Origin of the sequence: Actinoplanes sp. NPDC048967, from assembly GCF_040649415.1 — a bacterium.
GTDB lineage: Bacteria > Actinomycetota > Actinomycetes > Mycobacteriales > Micromonosporaceae > Actinoplanes.
In genome coordinates this window covers 24,856-43,124 of the sequence record NZ_JBEZFL010000012.1, presented here as the reverse complement: position 1 = coordinate 43,124, position 18,269 = coordinate 24,856, and the positions used below count along the sequence as shown (strand labels likewise).

General features: G+C 73.4%; 15 protein-coding genes and 2 pseudogenes. 8 read left to right on the top strand and 9 right to left on the bottom strand.

All coding sequences use genetic code 11. From position 1 onward, the window contains the following. Positions 1-15 precede the first annotated feature (15 nt). The gene (locus tag AB0C12_RS38305) at positions 16-1,050 is read left to right on the top strand and encodes an aminotransferase class V-fold PLP-dependent enzyme (RefSeq protein ID WP_360555467.1); all 1,035 of its coding nucleotides are present in this window, start codon (positions 16-18) and stop codon (positions 1,048-1,050) included. Here AB0C12_RS38305 and AB0C12_RS38300 read toward each other — a convergent pair. From AB0C12_RS38300 to AB0C12_RS38285, 4 genes and pseudogenes are all read right to left on the bottom strand, one after another. Then, complete coding sequence (locus AB0C12_RS38300; protein ID WP_360555466.1) at positions 999-2,438, bottom strand: MATE family efflux transporter; 1,440 nt, start codon at positions 2,436-2,438, stop codon at positions 999-1,001. The genes AB0C12_RS38305 and AB0C12_RS38300 overlap by 52 nt on opposite strands. 185 nt (positions 2,439-2,623) lie before the next feature. Further along, complete coding sequence (locus AB0C12_RS38295) at positions 2,624-3,064, bottom strand: MarR family transcriptional regulator (protein WP_360555465.1); 441 nt, start codon at positions 3,062-3,064, stop codon at positions 2,624-2,626. Positions 3,065-3,089: 25 nt separating this feature from the next. Next, positions 3,090-3,482, bottom strand: a pseudogene (locus AB0C12_RS38290) (MarR family transcriptional regulator); the annotation flags it as partial. A gap of 132 nt (positions 3,483-3,614) precedes the next feature. Further along, positions 3,615-3,821, bottom strand: a pseudogene (locus AB0C12_RS38285) (helix-turn-helix domain-containing protein); the annotation flags it as partial. 231 nt (positions 3,822-4,052) lie between these two features. Here AB0C12_RS38285 and AB0C12_RS38280 point away from each other — a divergent pair. After that, entirely contained in the window at positions 4,053-4,718 is a 666-nt protein-coding gene (locus AB0C12_RS38280; RefSeq protein WP_360555463.1) for a DUF4097 family beta strand repeat-containing protein, read from the top strand. Next, entirely contained in the window at positions 4,718-5,512 is a 795-nt protein-coding gene (locus AB0C12_RS38275; protein ID WP_360555462.1) for an alpha/beta hydrolase, read from the top strand. Before AB0C12_RS38280 ends, AB0C12_RS38275 begins: the two co-directional genes overlap by 1 nt. Positions 5,513-5,603: 91 nt before the next feature. Here AB0C12_RS38275 and AB0C12_RS38270 read toward each other — a convergent pair whose 3' ends face one another. After that, positions 5,604-6,236, bottom strand: a complete 633-nt coding sequence (locus tag AB0C12_RS38270) for a VTT domain-containing protein (RefSeq protein WP_360555461.1) — start codon at positions 6,234-6,236, stop codon at positions 5,604-5,606. A 135-nt stretch (positions 6,237-6,371) separates the two neighbouring features. Between AB0C12_RS38270 and AB0C12_RS38265 the strand changes: the two genes are divergently transcribed. Both AB0C12_RS38265 and AB0C12_RS38260 read left to right on the top strand, forming a co-directional pair. Beyond that, positions 6,372-7,736, top strand: coding sequence for a histidine kinase (locus AB0C12_RS38265; RefSeq protein ID WP_360555764.1), 1,365 nt, complete (start codon positions 6,372-6,374; stop codon positions 7,734-7,736). Beyond that, the gene (locus tag AB0C12_RS38260) at positions 7,733-8,407 is read left to right on the top strand and encodes a response regulator transcription factor (RefSeq protein WP_360555459.1); all 675 of its coding nucleotides are present in this window, start codon (positions 7,733-7,735) and stop codon (positions 8,405-8,407) included. Before AB0C12_RS38265 ends, AB0C12_RS38260 begins: the two co-directional genes overlap by 4 nt. A 10-nt stretch (positions 8,408-8,417) precedes the next feature. Here AB0C12_RS38260 and AB0C12_RS38255 read toward each other — a convergent pair whose 3' ends face one another. Next, positions 8,418-9,230: an SAM-dependent methyltransferase gene (locus AB0C12_RS38255; RefSeq protein ID WP_360555458.1), complete on the bottom strand. Its 813-nt coding sequence runs from the start codon at positions 9,228-9,230 to the stop codon at positions 8,418-8,420. A gap of 96 nt (positions 9,231-9,326) precedes the next feature. Between AB0C12_RS38255 and AB0C12_RS38250 the strand changes: the two genes are divergently transcribed. Continuing rightward, the gene (locus AB0C12_RS38250; protein ID WP_360555456.1) at positions 9,327-10,538 is read left to right on the top strand and encodes a GAF domain-containing SpoIIE family protein phosphatase; all 1,212 of its coding nucleotides are present in this window, start codon (positions 9,327-9,329) and stop codon (positions 10,536-10,538) included. Between the two features lie 35 nt (positions 10,539-10,573). On the opposite strand, the gene AB0C12_RS38245 is transcribed toward AB0C12_RS38250, so the two are convergent. Together AB0C12_RS38245 and AB0C12_RS38240 are read right to left on the bottom strand one after the other, a co-directional pair. Beyond that, a complete protein-coding gene (locus AB0C12_RS38245; protein WP_360555454.1) occupies positions 10,574-10,945 on the bottom strand; it encodes an ATP-binding protein in 372 nt (123 codons plus the stop codon). Positions 10,946-11,003: 58 nt separating this feature from the next. Beyond that, positions 11,004-12,077 (bottom strand): nucleotide disphospho-sugar-binding domain-containing protein, encoded by a 1,074-nt coding sequence (locus tag AB0C12_RS38240; protein WP_360555453.1) that lies wholly within the window; start codon positions 12,075-12,077, stop codon positions 11,004-11,006. 91 nt (positions 12,078-12,168) lie between these two features. On the opposite strand from AB0C12_RS38240, the gene AB0C12_RS38235 reads away from it, so the two are divergent. Both AB0C12_RS38235 and AB0C12_RS38230 read left to right on the top strand, forming a co-directional pair. Next, the gene (locus AB0C12_RS38235) at positions 12,169-13,590 is read left to right on the top strand and encodes a sugar porter family MFS transporter (RefSeq protein ID WP_360555452.1); all 1,422 of its coding nucleotides are present in this window, start codon (positions 12,169-12,171) and stop codon (positions 13,588-13,590) included. Positions 13,591-13,615: 25 nt separating this feature from the next. Further along, complete coding sequence (locus AB0C12_RS38230) at positions 13,616-14,962, top strand: DNA polymerase IV (protein ID WP_360555451.1); 1,347 nt, start codon at positions 13,616-13,618, stop codon at positions 14,960-14,962. A gap of 6 nt (positions 14,963-14,968) precedes the next feature. Here the strand turns inward: AB0C12_RS38230 and AB0C12_RS38225 are convergent, their stop codons facing one another. Next, positions 14,969-18,184, bottom strand: a complete 3,216-nt coding sequence (locus AB0C12_RS38225; RefSeq protein WP_360555450.1) for a BTAD domain-containing putative transcriptional regulator — start codon at positions 18,182-18,184, stop codon at positions 14,969-14,971. Positions 18,185-18,269 lie beyond the last annotated feature (85 nt).

Below are 18,269 nucleotides of genomic sequence, written 5' to 3'. Positions count from 1 at the left end.
GACACACTCGGCCGAGTGGATATCAGGGAAGCTCAGCAGCTCTGGAGTGCACTGCCCGGCTGGTTGAACACCGCCGGCTACGGCCTGCCGCCGCAGCCCGCGTGGGACGCGCTGCAGGCCGCGCTCGGCGACTGGCGGACCGGCGCGACGTTCGCCACCGAATGGGACGGAGCCACCGGGCTCGCCCGCGCCCGCTTCGCCCGCCTGCTCGGGGTGCCCGAGGCCGACGTGGCGGTCGGCGCGCAGGCGTCCCAGCTGATCGCCCCGGTCGCCACCGCCGTCGCGGACGGGTCGCGGGTGGTGGTGCCGGAGGTCGAGTTCACGTCGAACCTGTTCCCGTGGCTGGTGCACAGCGACCGGCTGAAGGTGCTCACGGTGCCGACCGACCGGCTGGTCGAGACGGTGTCCGCGGGCTGCGACGTGGTGGCGTTCTCGCTGGTCCAGTCGGCCACCGGGGAGGTCGCCCCGTACGAGCGGATCGTCGCGGCCGCCCGCGAGGTGGGGGCCACGGTGGTCGTCGACGCCAGCCAGGGGTGCGGGTGGCTGCCGTTCGATGCCGAGCTGGCGGACGTGGTGGTCGTCAGCGCGTACAAGTGGCTGATGTGTCCGCGGGGCGCGGCCTTCGCCTATCTGAGTCCGCGGATCCGCGACCGGGTCCGGCCGATCGCCGCGGGCTGGTTCGCCGGTGCCGACGTGGCCGACTCCTACTACGGCCCGGAGATGCGGCTGGCCGGCGACGCGCGGCGCTTCGACGTGTCACCGGCGTGGTTCAGCTGGATCGGGGCCGCGCCGGCCCTCGGTGTGGTGGAGCAGATCGGTATCGCGGCGATCCACGATCACGACGTGGCGCTGGCCAACCGCTTCCTCGCCGGGCTGGACCGGCCGGCCGGGGACAGCGCCATCGTGAGCTTCGAGGCGCGCGACGCCGGAGCCGCCCTCGCGGCGGCCGGCATCCGCGTGGCCCAGCGGGCCGGCCGGCTGCGCGCGGCGTTCCACATCTACAACACCGAGGCCGACGTGGACCGGGCGCTGGACGTGCTGACCGGCTGATCCGGTTCCGCGCCGGCCTCGGCCAGGCCGCGGTCGATCGCGGGGCGGGACGCGAGCCACATGACGCCGCCTGCGGCGAGCACGACGACCTCGGTGACGGTCAGCGCCCAGATGATGCCGGCCAGCCCGAACCAGAGGTTGCCCAGCAGTACGACCGGCAGGAACAGCACGCCCTGGGTCACCGACATCACGGTCGCGGCCAGCGCCCGGCCGGTCGCCTGGAACAGCGACGTGATCAGGCCGGTGAAGCCGTTCGCGATCATCGCCACGAGCTGTGCGGTGAGGATCGTGACGCCGGTCGCGAGGACCGTGGGGTCGGCCACGAACGCGGAGAACACCTGCTCGCGGAAGAGGAGCACCGCCGCCGAGAAGGTCAGCGCGATGCCGCCCACCGCGAACGCGGAGCCGCGCAGCGCCGCCAGCAGCCGGGTCCGGTCACCCTTGCCGTAGGAGTAGGCGAGCAGCGGCAGGACGCCGAACGTCACGCCCATGACCAGGAACTCCGGCACCTGCGCGATGCGTACGGCGACACCCATGGCCGCGAGCGGGCCGTCGCCGTACGCGGCCGCGAGGTTGTTGAGCACCAGCGCGGTGACGATCAGGAACGCGGACTGCAGCAGCGTGCCGACCCCCACGCCGAGGACGGGCCTGAGCACGGCGGGGGACAGGGTGAACCAGCGCGGCGCGAGACTCAGGTGCTCGCTGTGCCGGGCCAGCCAGCCGGCGAAGTACGCGACCACGCCCACGTTGGCGAGACCCATCGACAGCGCGGCACCGGCGACACCCCGGTGCAGCACGAGGATGAACAGGACGTCGAAGACGACGTTGGCCACCGCGGAGGCGATCAACCCGATCATCACCTGGCGGGCGGCGCCCTCGGCCCGGACGAGCTGCTCGAGACAGACCGCCGCGGCCAGTACGGGCACGAAGGCCAGCATGACGGCGACGAACGCCCTGGTCGCGGGCACGGCGGTGGTGTCCGCGCCGAGCACGGAGACCAGCGGGCGCAGCAGGAACAGCCCGGTGCCGCCGAGTACGGCCCCGACGATCACCGAACCCCAGACGGCGAACGACGAGACGTGCCTGATCTCGCCGGCCCGCGCGGGGTCGCGTTCCGCCGCGCCGAGCAGCCGCGAGACGAGTGCGCCGCCGCCGACACCGAAGACGTTGCCGACCGCCATGACCAGGCCCAGGATCGGTGCCCCGAACGTGATCGCGGCCAGCAGCGCGGTGTCGTGCAGCGAGCCGATGAAGCCGGCGTTGACGAGGTTGTGGATCGCGCCGACGATCATCGCGGCTGCCATCGGCACGCAGAGGTGCAACAGGGCGCGGGTGATCGGTGCGGCCGACAGGTACCAGCGGTTCGTGCCGACGACGTCGGTGGTCATGATTTCTCCTCCGGGCAGGGTCGAGCGCGCGCCGGCGAAGGCCGGCACGGCGGTCTCAGGGCAGCTCTCAGCTACGCGCCGGCGAAGGCCGGCACGGCGGTCTCAGGGCAGATTTCAGCTACGCGCCGGCGTCCGCCGCGGCGAGGAGGTGGTTCGAAGGCGCGGCCGGAGCCGCGCGTGCACGGTTACGACCGGGTGGGTTGCGGCAGCTCCGCGGTGATCTTGGTGAGCAGGGCGTGCAGGGTGGCCCGTTCGGCCTCGTCCAGCGGGGCGAGGATGGTCTCGTCGGCGGCGGCCATGGCGGTGTCGAAGCCGGCGATGAGCTCAGCGCCGGCCGGCGTCGCGTAGACCCGTTTGCTGCGCTCGTTGCCGGGCTCGGTGCGCCGCTCCACGAGGCCGCTGCGCTCGAGTCCCTGCACCAGACTCGAGACGCTGGCCGGGGTCGTGCGGCTCACCTGAGCGATGTCGCGCTGGATGGCCCCGGGATTCCGCACCAGGTAGCCCAGCACGAAGGCCTGCTCGTGGCTGAGCTCGCGGGCCCGGATCCAGTCCTCGCCGGCTCTGCGCTGGGCCCAGCCGATCCAGCGGACCAGTTCCAGGCTGGTGGTGAGCTTCGGTGCATCCATGATGAGAAAGCTAACTGTTTGAACTCTAACTGTCAATGCTCGAACTGGTCGGCGGCGTGTGCAGGACCTCGCGGGCCTGCTCGGCGGCCCGGGTGATGCTCTCACTGATGAAGTCGAGGAAGCGGGCGACGTTCTCCAGGCGGGTGGCGGCGGCGGTGTGCGGGCCGAGGATGGCGACGCCCCGGCGCGCGGTCTCGACGAGCTGGTCGTTGGCCCGGGCGCTGGCGATCGTCGCCTGGTAGAAGAGCTCGTCGTCGACGATGTAGCGGTCCCGGCGGCGGTCGTCGCGCTCCCGGCGGACCAGGCTCTGGCTCTCCAGGAACGCGATCGCCTTGGAGATGGAAGCCGGGCTCACCTGGACGCGCCGGGCCAGCTCGGCCGCGGTGAGGCTGCCCGCGTCCGTGGTGAACAGGCAGGTCAGCACCCGGGCCGACATCTTGCTCAGCCCCGAGGCCATGAGGACGGTGGTCAGCGTCTCCTCGTACTCGGCCACGGCCTCGGCGTCGCGTCCGTTCGCCTGGGGGGCCGGCTGCGTCCCCCGGGAGGCGGCGGGGCGGCGCCGGTGGGCACGGCGCTCGGTGGCGCGGTGGGCCAGGTCGGCCCGGTACGCGGTGGGGCCACCGTTGCGCAGCACTTCCCGCGTGATCGTCGACGTCGGACGATCGAGGCTCCGGGCGATCTCGGCGTAGGGCCGGCTGTCGGCCAGGCCCAGCGCGATCTGCTGGCGTTCCTGCTGGGTGAGCCTGCCTCCCGGCATCGCGATCTCCTCGGTCCGTGGCTGTGTCCGCGCCGCCACCATAGCGTTCACTCCCCGTCCATTGCAATGACGGACATCCGCTCGTTGCATTATGCGGCAACACCATTGCAATGACTTTGCGGTCTTGAGCTGCAGTGATGCGTATCTAGTGCAACAACACTGTTGCCGTCTTCAGAAAGGCAACGTAGCGTTTCCTGCATCGGAAACAACGAACGAGTGCAGGAGAACACGATGCCGAACTTCGACACCCCCGCCCCCATCGCCGCCGTCCTCGACATCCCCGCCGGGCGCATCCAGGTCATTGCCGGCGGCCGCGCCGACACCGTCGTCGAGGTGCGGCCGGCCGATCCCGCCAAGAGCAGTGACCTGCGGACCGCGGAACAGACCACCGTCTCCTACTCCGACGGTGTCCTGCGGATCCAGGCCGCCGCGCCGAAGAACCCGCTCCTCGGCTCCACCGGCTCCGTGGAGGTCACCGTGCGACTGCCCGCCGGCTCGCGGATCGAGGCGAAGTCGGCCGCCGCCGAGCTGCGGGGTGTCGGGCGGCTCGGTGACATCACGGTCGAGGGCGCGTACCGCCAGATCAAGATCGACGAAGCGGGGAGCGTCCGCCTGACCGCGGTCGACGGCGACGTCGAGGTCGGCCGGCTCAACGGCCCGGCGGAGATCAGCACCACCCGGGGTGACATCCGGATCGCGGAGGCGGTCCGCGGCACGGTCGTCCTGCGTACCCAGTCGGGTGACATCTCGGTCGCTGCCGCTGCCGGGGTCTCGGCGGTCCTGGACGCCGGCACGGGCCACGGCCGGATCAGCAACACCTTCAAGAACGACGGCACCGCGGAGCTCGACATCCGCGCCACCACCGCCCACGGCGACATCGCCGCCCGGAGCCTCTGATGGAGCTGACCATGCGCGAGAACATCACCTGGACCGGCATGGTGCCGGTCGAGGACACGGCCCTGGCTGTCACCGACACCGGCGGTCCCGGCATCCCCGTCGTCTACCTCAACGGCCAGTTCGCCACCCAGGGATACTGGCGCCGCGTCATCGCGGATCTCGGAACCGGCCGGCGGCACATCACGTACGACGAGCGGGCCCGCGGCAGGTCGAAGCGGTCGGCCGACTACTCGTTCGAGGCGGCCGTACGGGACGTCGATGCGGTCCTCGCGGCCCGCGGCGTCGACCGGGCGGTGCTGGTGGGCTGGTCCTACGGGGCGGTCGTCGCGGCGCACTGGGCCCACCGGAATCCGGAGCGCACTGTGGGCGCGGTCCTGGTCGACGGCGCGTTCCCGCACGACTGGCTCGACGAGGCCATGGAACTGCGGATCCGCAGGCTGTTCCGGCGGATGAGCTGGTTCCTGCCACTGCTGCGCCCGACTGGTCTGGCCCCGAGGATGAATGCCGCTCAGCAGGCGGACAGCAACATCGAGCTCGGCCGGCTGTCCCGGGAGCGGGAGCTGGGCCCGGTGCTGGACGGCATCACCGTCCCGGTGCGTTACGTCGTCGCGTCGGGGACGTCCTTCGGCAGCCGCGGTGACGAGCAGGAGAGGATCCGCGCCGGCCTGGACGCCGTGACCCGGCGCAACGTGAACATCCGGATCGCGGCGAAGGTCACCAGCAATCACGGGGCGATCCTCAAGAAGGACCACACGGCCGTCGCCGGCGCCGTCCGTTCGATCCCTGATCGATGATCGAGGTGCTCGTGGTCCACCTCGACGAGATGACCGTCGAGGTGGACCGGCCCGACGCCGAAGTGCGGGTGTGCGGCGAGTGGGCCGCGGATCACCCGACGCGGACCGGGAGATTCTCGACGCGGTCGCGCGGGTGCGGCTTGCGGAGGCTGATCCGGCGGCGGACCAGTTCGATGAGGCCGCCCAGAGCGAACGACAGCCCCAGACCCACGCCGAGACCCAGCAGCGGGTTCTCGACGAACGCCGCGCCGCCCAGGAAGCCCAGCCCCGCCGTGTAGGCGGCCCAGGCCAGGGCCGCGATCGCCGAGGCGGGGCTGAACTTGGACAGCGGCAGCCGGGCCGTGCCGCAGGCCAGGTTCATCGTCACCCGGCCGCCGGGCAGGAACCGCGACATCACGATCAGCAGGCCGGTACGCCGGTCGAGCTGCCGGCCCGCCGCCGCGACGGCCCGGCTGACGTGCCGGGAGCGGTTGATCAACCGGGGACCGAGGACACTGCGGCTGAGGCCGTACGCGAGGTGGTCGCCGAGGAAGACGCCCACGGCGGTGGCCAGCACGACCAGCACCAGGCTCGGCGTGCCCGCGTGGGCGAAGACACCGGACGTCAGCACGACAGCCTCGGAGGGGATCATCGGCACCACGCCGTCCAGGCTGCACAGGCCCGCGAGCAGCGGGTAGAGCAACGGAGACGTCATCACCGGGCCGGCCAGACTCATCAGATCCATGGGCCGAAGCGTGAGCGCGGGGTACCGCGGTGGGCGTCGATCTCCGGTACCGGCGTGCGTCACCCCCGGGTAGGGGGTCGGATACCTCCGCGGATGGACGCCGCGCGGGACCGATCTCGGTAGTGTCGCTGCGTGATGGCGCGTGCGGAGACAGAGCAGGAGCACAGCTCGGCGGGGCCCGGCCGCCGGCCGGTGCTCTCGCGTCTGCCGCGGGCGGTGGCGACGATCGGGCACGCGTTCGGGGCCGTCCGCCCCGTCGTGGCCAGGGTCGCCGGGCCGGCGGCCGATTCCGTGGCGGGCCTGGGCCGGCGTAATCGCCCGGTGCTGAAGTGGCTGCTGCCGTGGCTGATCGCCGGCTTCCTCGCGTTCACGCTGCTGCCGCTCAACGTGACGCTGGCGGTCACCCAGTTCGACGTGCTCCCGCTGATCGCGTTCGTGGCGGGCATCGCGCAGAGCGCCGCGCTGGTGCTGATCCTGCTGCGGCCCCGGGCGGCGACCGTGCTGCAGTTCGTGGCGGTCGCGGTGTTCGCGGTGGCCATCCCGCCCGACTCCGGGTCGACCTGGCCGCTCACCGTGACCGGCCTGTTCACGCTGGTCGCGCACATCGCGCTGGTCGCCGCCTGGGCCGGCCGGCCGACGGCGCTGGTGACCTGGTCGGGCAGCGTGCTGCTGCTGACCGTGGTGGCGCTGCTCGATCCGCGGGGCCGGACCCTCACGGACGGGCTGACGATGATGATCCTCTACCCGATCCTGTCGACCCTCGCCCTCGGCGCTGTGCTGATGATCCGGGGCTGGCAGGAGGTGCGCCGGGAGCTGGCCGACGCGCGGCACGACGTCGAGGTCGAGCAGAGCCAGCGGGCGGTCGCCGAGGAACGCACCCGGATCGCCCGCGAGCTGCACGACGTCGTCGCGCACAGCATGTCGGTGATCCACATGCAGGCCACCTCGGCGTCGTACCGGATCAAGGACCTGGATCCGGAGAGCAAGGCCGAGTTCGCCCGGATCGCCGCCGGCGCCCGGTCGACCATGCGTGAGATGCGCCAGCTGCTGGCCGTGCTGCGCGACGAGAGCGCCGGCCCCGAGCTGACGCCGGTGCCCGGCCTGGGCCGGCTGCCCGAGCTGATCGAGTCGGCCGGTCGCGCGGGCGTGCCGGTCGAGCTGCGCGAGGCGGAGACGGTACGCGAGGCAGCCCTCCCGGAGAGCGTCGCCCTCGCGGCCTACCGGATCATCCAGGAGTCGCTGAGCAACGTCATCCGGCACGCGCCCGGCGCCCGTACCACGATCTGTCTCGACGTCGAAGGTCCTGATCTGGTGATCACCGTGGTGAACGACGCGGCGGCGCAGCCGGCGCAGTCCATGGAGGGGCCCGGCCGGGCCAGTCACGGGCTGCCCGGGATGCGCGAGCGGGTCCGGCTGGTCGGCGGTTCCCTGGACGCCGGCCCGCGCGCCGAGGGCGGCTACCGGGTCGAGGCGAAGCTGCCGATCGGGGGCGGCGAGTGATCCGCACGCTGATCGTGGACGACCAGTCGATGATCCGGGTCGGCATCCGCGCGATCCTCGAGGCGCAGGACGACATCACGGTCGTCGGCGAGGCGGAGAACGGCCGGCTCGGGGTGCAGCGCTCGCGCAGCCTGCGCCCGGACGTCGTGCTGATGGACGTGCGGATGCCGGTGCTGGACGGGCTGGCCGCGACCCGGGAGCTGCTCGGCCCGGACCGCACCGAGGGGCACACGCCGCGGGTGCTGATGCTGACGACGTTCGACCTCGACGACTACATCTATGCCGCGTTGCAGGCCGGTGCGAGCGGCTTCCTGCTCAAGGACAGCGAGCCCGAGGATCTGCTGCGGGCCGTCCGCGTGGTGGCCGGTGGCGAGGCGCTGCTGGCGCCGAGCATCACCCGCCGGCTCATCGAGAACTTCGTCTCCGCCCGGCCGCGGCGCCCGGCCGGCGCCACCGCGCTCAACGGCCTCACCGACCGGGAACGGGAGGTCCTGCGCCTGCTCGCGCTGGGCCGGTCGAACGCCGAGATCGCCGCGTCGCTGTTCATCGCCGAGCAGACCACCAAGACCCACGTGAGCCGCATCCTGCAGAAGCTGGGCCTGCGCGACCGGGTCCAGGCCGTGGTCTTCGGCTACGAGACCGGCCTGGTCACGCCCGGCGGCCAGGCCTGAGGCGGCGCCGTCAGCCCTTGCGGCCCACCGCGGCCCACAGGTTGATGTCCGAGGTCGTGGGGATGTCGGCGCCGGGCTCCGGCCGCCACTCGCTGGCCGGCACCACGCCCGGCTCGACCAGCTCCAGACCCTCGAAGAGCTCGGTGAACTCCGCCCGGCTGCGGGTCCAGACATCGGACTTGCCCTGCTCGACCAGCTGCTGATAGAGGGCCTGCTGCTCGGGGGTGCCGAAGTCGGAGGTGGCGTGCGTGGCGACCAGGTAGCTGCCCGGCGGCAGCGCGTCGACCAGCCGGCGCACGATCGGCCGGGCCGCGCCGTGGCCGTGGATGAAGTGCAGGACGGCGATCAGCATCAGGCCGACCGGCTGCGTCAGGTCGAGCGTCTCGTGCAGCACCCGGTCGTCGAGGATCGCGTCCGGATCGTTGAGGTCGGCCTCGATGTAGGCGGTCCGGCCCTCGGGGCTGCTGTCGAGCAGGGCCCGGGCGTGCACCATGACGAGCGGGTCGTTGTCGACGTAGACGATCCGGCTGTCGGGGGCGTGCCGCTGGGCCACCTGGTGGGTGTTGTCCGCTGTCGGCAGGCCGGTGCCGATGTCGAGGAACTGGCGGATCCCGGCCTCCGCGGCGAGGAACCGGGTGGCCCGCTGCAGCAGCGCCCGGTTGGCCAGCGCACCCAGGCGTACCTTCGGGAACAGCCGTTCGAGCTCGTCGCCGGAGGCCCGGTCGGCGGCGAAGTTGTCCTTGCCGCCGAGCCAGTAGTTGTAGCGCCGGGCGGGATGCGCCTTGGTCGGGTCGATGCCAGGGGTCGCTGCGCTCGTGTCCACGGCGAAACGATATCGCCGACCGCGCCGCGCCGCGCCGACGGTCCACCCCATGGGTGCCTGGTACGTGAGCCGGTCGCGGGGCTCTAGGCTTCACGTGTGGTGAGTGCCGAGGGCATCAAGGACACCGAGCGGTTGCGCCGGCTCGAGGCCGTCACCGACATGGCCCTGTCGAGGATGCCCGCCGCCGATCTGCTCGACGAGCTCCTCGACCGCGTCCGGGATCTGCTCGGCGTCGACACCGCGGTCATCCTGCTGGTGGACGTCCACTCCCGTCAGCTCGTCGCCACCGCCGCGAAGGGCCTCGAGGAGGAGGTGGAGCAGGGTTTCCGGGTGGCGATCGGGCGCGGTTTCGCCGGCCGGGTCGCGCAGACCCGGCAGCCGGTCGCCATCGACGACGTCACCCCCGACGACGTCGTGAATCCCATCCTGCTCGACAAGGGCCTCAGGTCGCTGCTGGGTGTGCCGATCCTCGCCGGTGACGAGGTGGTCGGCGTCGTGCACATCGGCAGCTTCACCCCGCGGGTGTTCACCACCGACGACGTGCATCTGCTGCAACTCGTCGCCGACCGGGCCAGCCGGGCCGGGCAGATCCGGTCCAACAAGCTCGACCAGGCGGCTGCGCTGGCCCTGCAACGCAGTCTGCTGCCCACCCTCCTGCCGGGAGCCGCGGGCGTGGACATGGCCGCCCGCTACGTGCCGGGGCACGACTTCGGCATCGGCGGGGACTGGTACGACGTCTTCGCGCTCCCGTCCGGCTGGCTCGGCGTGGTCATCGGGGACGTGTCCGGGCACGGCCTGGCCTCGGCCGTCGTGATGGGCCGGGTCCGCAGCGCGCTGCGCGCGTACGCCCTGATCTCCGACGATCCGGCCGAGGTGCTCACGTTGCTGGACCGCAAGGTTCATCACTTCGAGACCGGCAACCTCACCACCGCGCTGTACGCGATGGTCAGCCCCGACCGCAGCGCCGTGCACATCTCGCTGGCCGGGCACCTGCCACCGATCCTGGCCGTACCGGGACAACCGGCGGGCGTGCCGTACATCCCCGTCGGCCCGCCGTTGGGCATCGGCCGCCCGGCCCGGGTCCGCACCACCACGATCATCGACTTCCCGCCCGGCGCGGTCCTGGTCAGCTACACCGACGGGCTGGTCGAGCACCGCGGGGAGATCATCGACGTGGGGATCAAGCGGCTGGCCGACGCGATCCGGCCGGACGCCGCCGAGGCGGTCTGCGACGCGATCATGGCGAGCACCGGCACCGAACGACCCACGGACGACATCGCCGTGCTCGTCGTCCGCCGCTGCCCCTGAACTGTCGTCAGCGGATTGCGGCACCGGTGCCGGTCTTAATCGGTCAGCGGCACCTCGGCCCAGACGACCTTGCCGTGGCCGCTGGGACGGGCGCCCCAGTCCCGCGTCAACGCGCCGACCAGCAGCAGCCCCCGACCGCCGATGCGGCGAGGATCCGGCCCATAGGCGCGGGGTAGTTCGGAGCTGGTGTCGGAGACCTCGATCCGGACGGCGTCGGCCCGCCGGTGCAGCAGCAGCTCACCGCCGTCGCCGGTGTGCTGCACGACGTTCTCCACCAGCTCGGTGATCACCAGCAGGGTGTCGTCGACCAGCTCGGGGGTCTGCCACCGGCCGAGGACCGTACGGGCGTACTGCCGCAGAGCCGCGTAGTCGGTGCGGTGAGCGAACGACAGCCGCATCGGGTCCATGACAGCTTTTCTACCCTCCGCGACGGTGATTACGCCCGCCGGGGGTGCGCACGATCGGTCATGAATGCGACTCACGCTGGGCTTCGAGCCGCGTGACGAACGAGATCACGGCGGCGGAGCCGTCCTCGGCGCGGATCCGGCGGGCGAGCCCGGTGGCGCGTTCACGGTGGGCCGGGCGGGCCAGACAGGACCGCAGCGCGTCGGCCAGGGTGTCGGCGGTCAGCTCGGCCGGCGGCAGCGGCCGTGAGGCGACACCGAGGCGGTGCAACCTGTCCGCCCAGAAGGGCTGGTCGACCAGGACGGGCACCGGGACCGCCGGCACTCCGGCCCGCAGCCCCGCCGCTGTGGTGCCCGCTCCGGCGTGGTGGACCACGGCCGCCGCACGGGGGAACAGCCAGTCGTGGGGCAGGTCGTCGACCACCAGGATGTCGTCTCCGGCGGGTCCGAGCCCGGCCCAGCCGGACTGGACGACGGCGCGCACGCCGGCCCGTCCGACGGCGGCCGCGACGACGTCGTGGAGCCGCTCGTGAGCCGGCGTCATGCTGCCGAACCCCACGAACACCGGCGGGGGACCGGCCGCGAGGAAGTCGACCAGCAGGTCCGGCGGCTGCCACTGCGGCACGCGGGCCGGCCACCAGTATCCGGTCACCTGCACCGCGGCGGGCCAGTCGGCCGGCCGGGAAACCACCGCCGGGCTGTAGCCGTGGAAGATCGGCCAGTCATCCGGCGGGCCCGGCGCGGACCCTTCGGCGGCGGGAAGACCAAGCCGCGCCCGCAGCCGCCGAAGAACGTCGGCACAGAGGGCCTCGGTCCGGGTGAGGACCTCCCGGCCCGCGGCGACGTTGTCGGCGGCCGTGAGCTCGCCGGCGACCGTCCAGCCCGGTGGCGGGAACTCCCCGGTGGGGACGCCGGGCGCGAGATGGACGCCCGCGCTCGGGATGTCGAGACCCTGGGCGACCAGCCGGCTGAGTGGGGCCGGTCCGAAAGCTGTGAGCAGAACGTCGGTGCCGGCCGCCGCGGCGGACAGGACGCCCTCGCCCAGCTCATCGAGGAACGCGGCGAAGACCGATCGCGCGGCTTCCGGGGAGGGGGCGGCTGTGCGCGAACCGGCCGTCACGATCAGCACCCGCATCCCGGCCTCCTCGCATCGATGATGTTAGTTCCGGTTGTCCCGGGGCACTGCCGGGCCCACAGGTGAATGGTGACTGCGCACGGAGGCCGAGATGAGCCAGACCGATCAGGACGGGCCGGGGACGCAGCTGTCGCCGTCGAGGCGCGAGGACCGGCTCACCGGATCGGTCGTCGTGGTCGCGCTCGTCTCCGCTGTCTCCGGCCTGCTCTACGGCTACGACACCGGCATCATCTCCGGCGCCCTGCTGCAGATCGGCGAGGACTTCGGCATCGGCCACCTGTGGGAGCAGGTGATCGCCGCGTCGATCCTGGTGGGCGCCGTCATCGGGGCGTTGACCTGCAGCCGGCTGGCCGAACGCCGGGGCCGGCACGGCACGCTGCTGCTCATCGGCATCGTCTTCGTCGTCGGGTCCCTGGCCGCCTCGCTCTCCCCGGATCCGGTCACCCTGTCGCTGAGCCGCCTGGTCCTGGGCTTCGCGGTCGGCGGCGCCACGCAGACCGCCCCGGTGTACGTGGCCGAGCTCGCGCCGACCGCGTACCGGGGCCGGCTGGTGCTGTTCTTCCAGATCGCGATCGGCGTCGGCATCGTCATCGCCACCGTCGTCGGCGCGGCCCGGGTCATCGACTGGCGCGTGGCGATCGGGATGGCCGCCGTGCCCGCCGCGATCATGTTCGCCCTGATGCTGCGGCTGCCGGAGAGCCCGCGCTGGCTCGCCCGGGAAGGCCACGCCGACCGTGCGCGGGCGGCCCTGGCGCGGGTCCGGCACCCGGACAGCGACCTGTCCGGAGAGTTCGAGGAGATCAAGGCCAACGTACGGGCCGAGAAGCAGGCCAGCACCCGCGGCTGGGCCGGGCTCCGGGCGGCGTGGGTGCGGCCGGCCCTCGTGGTCGGCTGCGGGCTGGCGATCTTCACCCAGCTGTCCGGCATCGAGATGATCGTCTATTACACGCCCACGATCCTCACCGACAACGGCTTCTCCGACTCCACGGCGCTGCGGGTCTCCGTCGCGCTGGGACTGACGTACCTGATCGCCCAGCTCGTCGGGCTGGTCATCATCGACCGGGTCGGCCGGCGGCGGCTGACCCTGCTGACCCTGCCCTGCGCCGCGGCCGCGCTGGTCGTGCTCGGCTGGTTCTTCGTCTCCGGCAACGACGGCAAGTCGATGATCCCGTGGATCGTCGCCACGCTGATCGCCTTCATGGCCTTCACCGCCGGTGGCATCCAGCTCATGGGCTGGCTGACCGGATCGGAGATCTATCCGCTGGCCACCCGGGCGGCGGGGGCCGCGGCCCAGTCCGCGTCGCTGTGGGGCACCAACGTGCTGATCACCCTGACCCTGCTCAGCACGATGAAGGCCATCGGCACGGGACAGACCTTCTGGATGTACGCGGCGTTCAACGTCATCGCGTTCCTCTTCCTGTACCGCAAGATGCCCGAGCTGACCGGGCGCAGCCTCGAGCAGATCGAGGATCACCTGGCCAAGGGGAAGTTCAGGCCCGCGGACCTCGCGTGACACCGGACCGGTCGACACTGGGAGGGTGAGACGTGAGCCGAGCATCCTGCATGTGGATCTCGATGCGATGTTCGCCGCCGTCGAGCAGCGCGACAAGGTGTCCCTGCGGGGCCGGCCGGTCATCGTCGGTGGTGTCGCCGGGCGGGGGGTGGTCGCGACCGCCTCCTACGAGGCCCGCGCGTACGGGGCCCGGTCCGCGATGCCCACCGCGGAGGCCCGGCGGCGGTGCCCGCCCGGGACGGCGTTCCTGGCCCCTCGCTTCGGCGCGTACCGGCGGACCAGCGAGGTCTTCATGGCGTTGCTGGCCGACGTGTCGCCCGTGGTGGAGCAGGTCTCCATCGACGAGGCGTACGTCGATCTGGCCGCCGGTGACCACGATCTGTCCACCGCCGGGGTCACCGCGCTGGCGCGGCGGCTCAAGGCCGCCGTCGCCGAGGCGACCGGCGGGATCACCGGCTCGGTCGGGGCCGCCTCCTCCAAGCTTCTCGCCAAGATCGGCTCTGACCTGCGCAAACCCGACGGGCTGCTGGTCGTCGCGGCCGGCCAGGAACGCGCGGTGCTGCACCCGCTGCCGGTCGGGCGGCTGCCGGGCGTCGGGCCCACTACCCAGGAACGGTTGCGCCGCGCCCGGGTCCACACGGTCGGTCAGCTCGCCGCGGTGGCCCTGCCCGACCTGATCGAGTGGTTCGGCCAGGCCCACGGCGCCGGGCTGTACCGGCTGGCCCGCGCCGACGACGACCGCACCGTGGTGACCGAGCGGGAGGCGAAGTCGGTGTCCGCCGAGGAGACCTTCGACGTCGACGTCGCCGACCGGGCCCGGCTGGTCCGGGAACTGGACCTGCTCGCCGCCCGGGTCGGCGGCCGGTTGCGGGCCGGCGGGATCTCCGGGCGGACCGTCACCGTCAAGATCCGCCACCACGACTTCACCACGATCACCCGGTCGCTGACCCGGGACCAGCCCACCGACGACCCCCGGCTGGTCGCCGAGCTGGCCCGGCGGCTGCTGGCCGACGTCGACACCGCGGCCGGCATCCGGCTGCTCGGGGTCGGGGTGACCACGCTGACCGACTTCGCGCAGGACGACCTGTTCAGCTCTTCCGCACCCGCGGCGCCGGTCCTCGATGCGGCCGTCGCGGCGCCGCAGGAGGTGGCGCCGGCCGCGCCCGCCGAGCCCGTGTCGGCGCAGTGGCGGCCCGGGCAGGACGTCCGGCACGACGAGCACGGACCGGGCTGGGTCTGGGGCAGCGGGCTGGGCCGGGTCACCGTCCGCTTCGAAGGCCCCACCACGCCGCCGGGACCGGTGCGGACGTTCGCGGTCGACGACCCGGAGCTGCATCCGGCCGAGCCGCCGGACTGGACCGTGTCCGCCTGAGGCCCGTCACCGGCCGATCCGGCCCGGGTCGACGGTGGTCACGGCCGTCCGCGCGTCCAGCTCCCAGCCTTTGCCGTACGCCGCGGCGAAACCGTCCTCGCCCAGCGCGGCCCGGCCCCGGCGGGTCAGGTCGCGGACCTGCCGATCGGTGCGGTCGTGCGCGCCGCGCAACCGGGAAGCAGCGCCGAGCACGACAGCCGACTCGTGATGATGCCCGTACGCCTCGGCGAGAGCGGCGGTGGGCAGTGCCACCTGGGCCAGGATCGGCAGGTCGCCGGTTCGCCGCGCGGCCGCGTACGCCTGGGCCAGCGCCCGTTGCGCACCGGCCCGGTCACCGGCCGCCAGCAGCAGCCCGGCGCGCACATTGCCGACCATGGTGCGCGCGTGGTCACCGGGGAACGGGGAGTCGCCGCGCAGACCCTCTTCGGCGGCGTCCAGCAGTTCCCGCGCCCGGTCCGGATCGCCGAGCCGCAGCCGGAAGCCGGCCTCCCACGCGTCGACCAGGAACAGCAGCTCCGGTGCCTGCGCGCGGACGGCCCGCGCCCGGGCCGAGCCGATCGTCGCCAGCGCCGGGCCGGTGTCGCCGCGGCGCAGGTGCAGGTCGATCCAGCGCAGGTCGAGGAACACCTCGTCGCCCAGGCTGAGCGAGCCGAACTCGCCGGCCAGTGACCGCGCCTCGCGCAGGTCGGCCAGCGCGCCGTCGAGGTCGTCGTCGTACTGGCGCAGCTGGGCGCGCATCGGCAGCACGGTCGCCTGGCCCCAGCGGTCGCCGGCCTGCCGGAAGCAGGCCAGGGCCGCGGTGATGTCGGTGCGCACCTCGTCGAGCCGGCCCGCGTTCTCGGCGAACTCGGCCCGGAACATCCGGGCCAGTCCGGACAGCCACCCGTCGGCGCCGGCCGCCATCCGCTCGATCAGCGTCAGGGCGGCCTGCTCCTCCCGCAGGAAGGCGAGGGCGAGGGCGGCGAGTGCGCCGGCCGGTGGGGGCAGTTCCGGGTACGCGAGCAGCCGGCCGGCCGTCCCCCGCAGCTGTGCGGCGGTCTCCCCGGCCGTCGTCCCCGGCCCGGTGTCGAGCCGGTTGAACAGCTGGATCGCCCGGGCGCAGTCGCGGTCGGGCGAGGGGACGCCACCGGGCACCGCCAGGGCCTCACCCAGCCAGTACGCGGCATCGGGACGCCGGCCCAGCATGTGCCAGTACCAGGTCAGGTGCAGGGCCGCAGTCACCGCGCCGCGGCTGTCGCCGGTGTCGCAGCGCCGGCGCAGGGCGGCCAGGGTGTTGTCGTACTCGGCGCTGATGAGCCGCAGGGCGGCCGCCTGGCCGGGTCCGCGCAGCTGGGGGCCGGACCGGGCCAGCAGTGCGGCGAAGTGGTCGGCGGCCAGGTCGCGGGCGGTGCCGAGCTCGTCCGTCGCGGCCAGGCGGTCGATGCCGTACTCGCGCAGCGTCTCCAGCATGCGGTAGCGGCCGGACTCGGGCGCGAGGTGCAGCAGTGACCGGTCGACCAGGCTCGCCAGCAGCTCGGGGAGCTCGTCGGCGGGCACCGCGGTGCCCGTGCAGACCGCGGCGGCCGACGCCGGCGTGACACCGCCGGGCAGGATCGAGACGCGTTCGGCGACCGTGCGTTCGGATTCGCTGAGCAGCTCCCAGCTCCAGGCGATGACCGCGCGTAGCGTGCGGTGCCGGGGGAGCGCGGCGCGGCTGCCGGTGGACAGCAGCCGGAAGCGGTCGGTGAGTCCGGCGGCCAGCTGGGGCAGCGACAACGTCCGCAGCCGCGCCGCCGCGAGTTCGAGGGCCAGCGGCATGCCGTCCAGGCCGCGGACCACCTGCACGACCTCGGCCCGCGTGGTGTCGTCGACGCCGAAGCCGGGGCGTACGGCCGTGGCCCGCTCGGTGAACAGGCGCACCGCCGCCGTCTGCCGCGCCGCCTCGACGCCGTCGTCCACCTCGGGCAGGGCGAGCGGGCCGAGCGGCACCAGGGTCTCGCCGTCGACCGCGAGGGGGGCACGGCTGGTGGCCAGCACCCGCAGCCCGGCGCAGCGGGCCAGCAGCGCCGCGACCAGGTGCGCGACGGCGTCGATGAGGTGCTCGCAGTTGTCGACCAGCAGCAGGCTCTCCCGGCCGCCGAGCTGCTCGGCCAGCACCTCCAGCTCGTCGCTCTCGACCCGGGCCCGGACCTCGAACATCGCGCCGCCGCGCAGCCCGGCCCCGGCGAGCACGGCGGCACCGACCTTGGCCGGTTCGGTGACCGAGGCGAGGTCGATCAGCCAGGCACCGTCGCGGTAGTCGTGCTGGTGCCGGCGGGCGGCCTCGACGGCGAGGCGCGTCTTGCCGGCGCCGCCCGGGCCGAGCACGGTGACCAGCCGCCCGGCGGCGAGCAGCGTGCCGATCCGGGCGAGGTCCTCGTCGCGGCCGATGAAGCTGGTCAGCGGCGCGGGCAGGTTACCGGGCCGGGCTCGTGCCGTGTCCAGGGCCGGGGCCGGGGAACGCAGCAGGCGCAGGTGGCGTTCGTGCAGGGCGGCGCCCGGGTCGGTGCCCAGCGCGTCGGCCAGGGCCTGCCGGGTCTGCTCGTACCGCGCGAGAGCGTCGCCCGGCCGGCCCTGCGCGGCGAGCGCGTCCATGAGCAGCGCGGCCGCCCGCTCGTTGACGGGCTGCTCGGCCAGCAGCGCAGTCAGGCGGGTGGCGGCCCTGTCGGCGCGGCCCAGCATCAGCTCGGCCTCGGCCAGGTCGGTGACAGCCTCGACCGAGATGTGAGCCAGGCGGGTCGCGGCCGCGGGGGCCACCGGGGCGACAGCGCCCGGCTCGGCTCCGGGACGGTCACCCCACAGCGCCACGGCCTCGCCGAGCACCGCCGCCGCGGCGTGCGGGTCGCCGGCGCGCAGGCGGTCACGGCCGGTCGCGGTGAGCTGCTCGAACCGCAGCGCGTCCACGTCGGCCGGGTCCAGGGCCAGCCGGTAGCCGCCCGCGACCTGCGCGAGGTCACCGGCCGCGCCGAGGATCCGGCGCAACCGCGAGACCAGGGTCTGCAGGGCATGCCCGGCACCGGCCGGCGGCTCCTCGGCCCAGATCGCGTCGACCAGGACCCCGGGTTCGACCGCTCGCCCGCCGGCCAGCGCCAGCCGCACCACCAGAGCTTGCAGCCGTGCGCCCGCGACCGGCAGCACGGCGTCGCCGCGGGACAGCCGGAAGGCGCCGAGCAGCGCGACGCGAAGCCCCCCGCCCTCGTCCATCACCTGATCTTCGCGCGGACCCCCGGAAGTCCCCAAATCGGCGCCTGTGAGCGCCGTGTGCGCCCGGTGTGAGCGCCCGGCCGCA

Excerpts from the sequence above, each read along its gene's own strand:
- AB0C12_RS38300 (WP_360555466.1), bottom strand. The coding sequence starts at position 2,438 with ATGACCACCGACGTCGTCGGCACGAACCGCTGGTACCTGTCGGCCGCA.
- AB0C12_RS38295 (WP_360555465.1), bottom strand. The coding sequence starts at position 3,064 with ATGGATGCACCGAAGCTCACCACCAGCCTGGAACTGGTCCGCTGGATC.
- AB0C12_RS38280 (WP_360555463.1), top strand. The coding sequence starts at position 4,053 with ATGCCGAACTTCGACACCCCCGCCCCCATCGCCGCCGTCCTCGACATC.
- AB0C12_RS38275 (WP_360555462.1), top strand. The coding sequence starts at position 4,718 with ATGGAGCTGACCATGCGCGAGAACATCACCTGGACCGGCATGGTGCCG.
- AB0C12_RS38270 (WP_360555461.1), bottom strand. The coding sequence starts at position 6,236 with ATGGATCTGATGAGTCTGGCCGGCCCGGTGATGACGTCTCCGTTGCTC.
- AB0C12_RS38265 (WP_360555764.1), top strand. The coding sequence starts at position 6,372 with ATGGCGCGTGCGGAGACAGAGCAGGAGCACAGCTCGGCGGGGCCCGGC.
- AB0C12_RS38245 (WP_360555454.1), bottom strand. The coding sequence starts at position 10,945 with ATGGACCCGATGCGGCTGTCGTTCGCTCACCGCACCGACTACGCGGCT.
- AB0C12_RS38240 (WP_360555453.1), bottom strand. The coding sequence starts at position 12,077 with ATGCGGGTGCTGATCGTGACGGCCGGTTCGCGCACAGCCGCCCCCTCC.
- AB0C12_RS38235 (WP_360555452.1), top strand. The coding sequence starts at position 12,169 with ATGAGCCAGACCGATCAGGACGGGCCGGGGACGCAGCTGTCGCCGTCG.
- AB0C12_RS38225 (WP_360555450.1), bottom strand. The coding sequence starts at position 18,184 with ATGGACGAGGGCGGGGGGCTTCGCGTCGCGCTGCTCGGCGCCTTCCGG.